At 75.4% G+C, this 5,015-nt stretch carries 4 protein-coding genes; all 4 read left to right on the top strand.

The annotated features are described in order from the left end of the window. Nucleotides 1-143 precede the first annotated feature (143 nt). Nucleotides 144-1,265: an undecaprenyldiphospho-muramoylpentapeptide beta-N-acetylglucosaminyltransferase gene (gene murG, locus BN344_RS01145; protein WP_231486404.1), complete on the top strand. Its 1,122-nt coding sequence runs from the start codon at nt 144-146 to the stop codon at nt 1,263-1,265. Next, a complete protein-coding gene (murC, locus tag BN344_RS01140) occupies nt 1,262-2,734 on the top strand; it encodes a UDP-N-acetylmuramate--L-alanine ligase (RefSeq protein ID WP_051515395.1) in 1,473 nt (490 codons plus the stop codon). Before murG ends, murC begins: the two co-directional genes overlap by 4 nt. After that, nucleotides 2,731-3,534: a cell division protein FtsQ/DivIB gene (locus tag BN344_RS01135; RefSeq protein ID WP_040336697.1), complete on the top strand. Its 804-nt coding sequence runs from the start codon at nt 2,731-2,733 to the stop codon at nt 3,532-3,534. Before murC ends, BN344_RS01135 begins: the two co-directional genes overlap by 4 nt. A 410-nt stretch (nt 3,535-3,944) precedes the next feature. After that, on the top strand, nt 3,945-5,015 hold a 1,071-nt coding region (gene ftsZ / locus BN344_RS01130; RefSeq protein WP_231486402.1), incomplete at its 3' end, for a cell division protein FtsZ.

Raw genomic sequence — 5,015 nt, 5'->3', positions numbered from 1 at the left:
GGAGCCGGACGCCCCGGACACCCCGGACGCCCCGAGCGTCCCCTGCGACCGGAGCGCCCGGACCGTCCGGTGCGCCCGGTGGCACCGGTCGACGAGCGACGCGGCCCCCGGCCCACGCCGCCCCGCCGCCCCGGGGGAGCCCGGTGAGCGCCTCCTCGATCCGTCCCCTGTCGGTCGTCCTCGCCGGCGGGGGAACCGGAGGGCACATCGAGCCCATGCTCGCCCTGGCCGACGCGCTCCGCCGGCGACCGGGCGGCGACGACCTGCGGATCACCTGCCTGGGCACCGAGCGCGGGATGGAGACGCGCCTGGTGCCGGCCCGCGGGTACGAGCTGCGGCTGATCCCGCCCGTCCCGCTGCCCCGCAAGCCGACGCCCGACCTGCTGCGGGTGCCCGGCCGGGTGTGGGGCGCGGTCGCCCGGACCCGCGCGCTGCTGGAGGAACTCGACGCCGACGTCGTCGTCGGCTTCGGTGGCTACGTGGCGCTGCCGGCCTACCTGGCCGCGCGGCGGGCGCGGGTCCCGATCGTCGTCCACGAGCAGAACGCCCTGCCCGGCCTGGCCAACCGGATCGGCGCCCGGCTGGCCGCGCGGGTCGCCGTCACGACCCCCGGCACGCCGCTGCACGCCGGCGAGCACGTCGGCATGCCGCTGCGCACGGCGATCAGCTCGCTGGACCGTGCGGGCCGTCGCGCCGAGGCCCGCGCCGCCTTCGGCCTGGACGCCGACCGCCCGACGCTGCTGGTCTTCGGGGGCTCGCAGGGCGCGGCCACGCTGAACCGGGCCGCGGTGGGCGCGGCCGACGCGCTGACCGCCGCGGGCGTGCAGGTGCTCCACGCCCGCGGGCCGAAGAACACCGACGTCGAGGTGCCCGCCCGGCCCGCCGCGAGCGCCCCCTACGTCGTCGTGGACTATCTGGAGCGCATGGACCTCGCCTACGCCGCCGCCGACCTCGCCCTGTGCCGGGCCGGGGCGGTGACCGTCGCCGAGCTCTCCGCCGTCGGGCTGCCGGCGGCGTTCGTCCCCCTGCCCATCGGCAACGGCGAGCAGCGGCGCAACGCCCTGCCCGTGGTCGAGGCCGGGGGAGGCCTGCTCGTGGAGGACGCCGACCTGACGCCGTCCTGGATCGGCGAGCACCTCGTCCCGCTGCTCACCGACCCCGCGGCGCTGGCCGGTTACGCGGAGCACGCCGCCGCGGCCGGGGCGCCCGATGCCGACGAGCGGCTGGCCGACATCGTCGTCGACGTCGCCCGGGGGCCGCGGTGAGCGCCGCCGACGTCGCCGCCTGGACGGGGCCGGTGCCTTCGCCCGACGAACTGGGCGCGGTGCACTTCGTCGGCATCGGGGGCGCCGGGATGAGCGGCATCGCGCGGATCCTGCTCGCCCGGGGCGTGCGGGTCTCCGGCAGCGACCGTCGCGACACCCCCACCCTGCTCGCGCTGCGGGCGCTGGGCGCCGAGGTGGCGGTGGGCCACGACGCCGCCCACCTCGGCGAGGCCGCCACCGTCGTCGTCTCCACGGCGATCCGCGCGGACAACCCGGAACTGGCGGCCGCACGGCAGCGTGGCCTGCGGGTCCTTCCGCGCGCCGTCGCCCTCGCCTCGGTCATGGCCGGACGGCGCAGCGTGGCCGTGGCCGGCACGCACGGCAAGACCTCGACGACCTCGATGCTCACCGTCGCGGTGCAGGCGTGCGGCGTGGACCCGTCCTTCGCCATCGGCGGCGACCTCAACGAGTCGGGCAGCAACGCGCACGCGGGGGAGGGCGACATCTTCGTCGCCGAGGCCGACGAGAGCGACGGTTCGTTCCTGCTGCTGGAGCCCTTCGGGGCGATCGTCACCAACGTCGAGGCCGACCACCTGGACAACTACGGCGATCTGGCTGCGGTCGAGTCCGCCTTCGACAGGTTCCTGCAGACCGTGGACCCCGACGGCTTCGTCATCGTGTGCGCGGACGACCCCGGCGCCGCCCGGCTCCGGGGGGTGGCGACCCCGGCCCGGCTGCGGACCTACGGACGGGCCGGGGACGCCGACCTGCGGCTGGTCGACCTGCACGTCGGGGTCGACGCCACCAGCTACACCGCCGTGCTGGACGGGTCGGAACTCGGCCACGTGCGCATCCAGGTGCCCGGTGAGCACATGGCTCTCAACAGTGCGGCGGCGCTCCTCGCCGGCCTCGAGCTGGGCCTGCCGGCGGCCGAGCTGATCGACGGGCTGGCCCGGTTCGGCGGCGTGCACCGCCGGTTCGAGCTCAAGGGCGTCGTCGACGGCGTCCGGGTGTACGACGACTACGCCCACCACCCGACCGAGGTGCGGGCGCAGCTGCGGGCCGCCCGCGCGGTGGCCGGGGACGGGCGGCTGGTCGTGGCCTTCCAGCCGCACCTCTACAGCCGGACGCGGGAGTTCGCCGAGGGCTTCGGGGACGCGCTGGGCCTGGCCGACGACGTCGTGGTCATGGAGATCTACGGCGCCCGGGAGGACCCGGTCCCCGGCGTGACCGGCGCGATGGTCGCCGACGCCGTCCCGCTCCCGGCCGAGCGCGTGCTGTTCGAGCCGTCCTGGTCCGCGGCGGCACCGGCGCTGGCCGCGCGGGCGCGGCCGGGTGACCTGGTGATGACCATGGGAGCCGGCGACGTCTCGATGGTCGGTCCCGAGGTGCTCGAGGTGCTGCGGGCCCGATCGGCCGGAGAGAACGGGAAGGGCGGGGCGTACGGCGCGACGGGCGCGGACCGGTGAGCCGGCTCGGGACCACCACCCGCGACCGCGACCGCGTCCCGCCGCGGCGCCCGGGGACCCGGCGGGGAGCCACCGCGGTCACGCAGCTGCCCAACCGGCGGCGCCGGACGGCCGATCGCCGCCGGCGCGCGGTGCAGCTGGTCGTCGGGACGGTCGTCCTGCTCGGGGTGCTCTGGGGCCTGTGGGCCGGCCCGCTGCTCGCCGTCCGCACCGTGCAGGTCGACGGCGCCGCCACGCTGCCGGCCGATCTGGTCCGCGAGACGGCGGGCGTCGACCGGGGCACGCCACTCCTGCGGGTCGACGTCGACGCGGCGCGCGCCGCGGTGGCCGACCTGCCCCAGGTGGAGTCGGTCGCGGTCACCCGCGGCTGGCCGAACCGCGTGGTCATCACCCTCGTCGAGCGGACCCCGGTGGCGGTGGTGGCGGAGGCCGGTCGGCGGTCGCTGGTGGACGCCCGCGGGGTGCTGTTCGACACCATCACCGGTGAGCCGCCGGCGGGGGTCGTCCCGCTCGTGGTGGCCGACCCGGGCCCGGACGACGAGGCGACGACGGCGGCGCTGACCGCGATCCGCGCGCTGCCCACGGCGCTGCGCGAGCGGATCGCCGGCGTCGAGGCGGCGGTTCCCGACGACATCGTCGTGACGCTCGCCGACGGCACGGTGGTGCGGTGGGGGAGCGCGGACGAGTCCGGCGACAAGGCCGAGATCGTCGAGGGCCTGCTCGAGCAGGTCGAGGCCGGGGCGCTGGACCCCGCCGACGAGATCGACGTGAGCGTGCCCGCGGCCGTCGTCCTGCGCTGACGGGACACCCCCCGCCCCCACCACCCGCAGGCTCGCGGGGGGCCCTGCACGGCGCCCGTTGCGGAGGGTTGCCGAGCGGTTCCGGACGGCGCGGACAGGCGCCTCCGAGCGACACGCCGACCGTCGCGACACGCCCGAACGCAGAAACAAATGTCGCGCATGTGATTCCTGCGGCGGCCGGGAGTCTGCACCCCGGCATGAGACGAAACCAGGGCGGGTCGTCACGATCAGTGGTGCCGCTGTGATCGGTGCGTCGCGAGGGACCGGCAGACCGCCGCGCAACCGACACGCCGAGCCGGACGGGGTGCTTGTAGCGCCTCTCGCACCGCACCTAGCTTCATCCACGTCGACCGAGTTGACATAACTGTAAGGCTGAACTTGAGGATGAGGGTCCAGTTGGGGAGCGCCGCATGACACCTCCGCACAACTATCTAGCGGTCATCAAGGTCGTCGGCATCGGCGGCGGCGGGGTGAACGCGGTCAATCGCATGATCGAAGTCGGCCTCAAGGGGGTCGAGTTCATCGCGATCAACACCGACGCGCAGGCGCTGCTGATGAGCGACGCCGACGTCAAGCTCGATGTCGGCCGCGAGCTCACCCGTGGCCTGGGCGCCGGCGCCCAGCCCGACGTGGGCCGCCAGGCCGCCGAGGACCACCGCGAGGAGATCGAGGAGGTCCTCAAGGGGGCCGACATGGTCTTCGTGACGGCGGGGGAGGGTGGCGGCACCGGTACCGGTGGCGCGCCCGTCGTCGCCTCGATCGCGCGCAAGCTCGGCGCCCTGACGATCGGTGTGGTCACCCGCCCGTTCGCCTTCGAGGGCAAGCGCCGCGCGGTCCAGGCCGAGTCGGGCATCGAGGAGCTGCGCAACGAGTGCGACACGCTCATCGTGATCCCGAACGACCGGCTGCTCCAGCTCGGCGACCGGAACGTCAGCGTCATGGACGCCTTCCGGACCGCCGACCAGGTGCTGCTCTCCGGTGTCCAGGGCATCACCGACCTGATCACCACGCCCGGCCTGATCAACCTGGACTTCGCCGACGTCAAGTCGGTCATGTCCGGGGCGGGTTCGGCGCTCATGGGCATCGGCAGCGCCCGCGGCGACAACCGCGCGCTGCTGGCCGCGGAGCAGGCGATCGCCAGTCCGCTGCTGGAGGCCTCGATGGAGGGCGCCCACGGTGTGCTGCTGTCGATCTCCGGCGGGTCGGACCTCGGCCTGTTCGAGATCAACGAGGCCGCCTCGCTGGTCTCGGATGCGGCGCACCCGGACGCCAACATCATCTTCGGTGCCGTCATCGACGACGCCCTGGGTGACGAGGTGCGGGTGACCGTCATCGCCGCCGGGTTCGACAGCGGAAAGCCGAACGTCCGCAAGGACGGCGCGGCCTCCTCGGTCCCGGGGAGCCAGGCCAACGGCGCGGTGCCCAGCGGTCTGCCGCCGCACCGGCGGCCCGCGATGGCGCCCATGGCCCCGGTGCCCCCG

It is taken from the genome of Candidatus Blastococcus massiliensis AP3 (assembly GCF_000582785.1).
GTDB classification, from domain to species: domain Bacteria; phylum Actinomycetota; class Actinomycetes; order Mycobacteriales; family Geodermatophilaceae; genus Blastococcus; species Blastococcus massiliensis.
The sequence above is the reverse complement of the archived record's forward strand: the minus strand, read 5'-3'. Positions and strand labels throughout refer to the sequence as shown.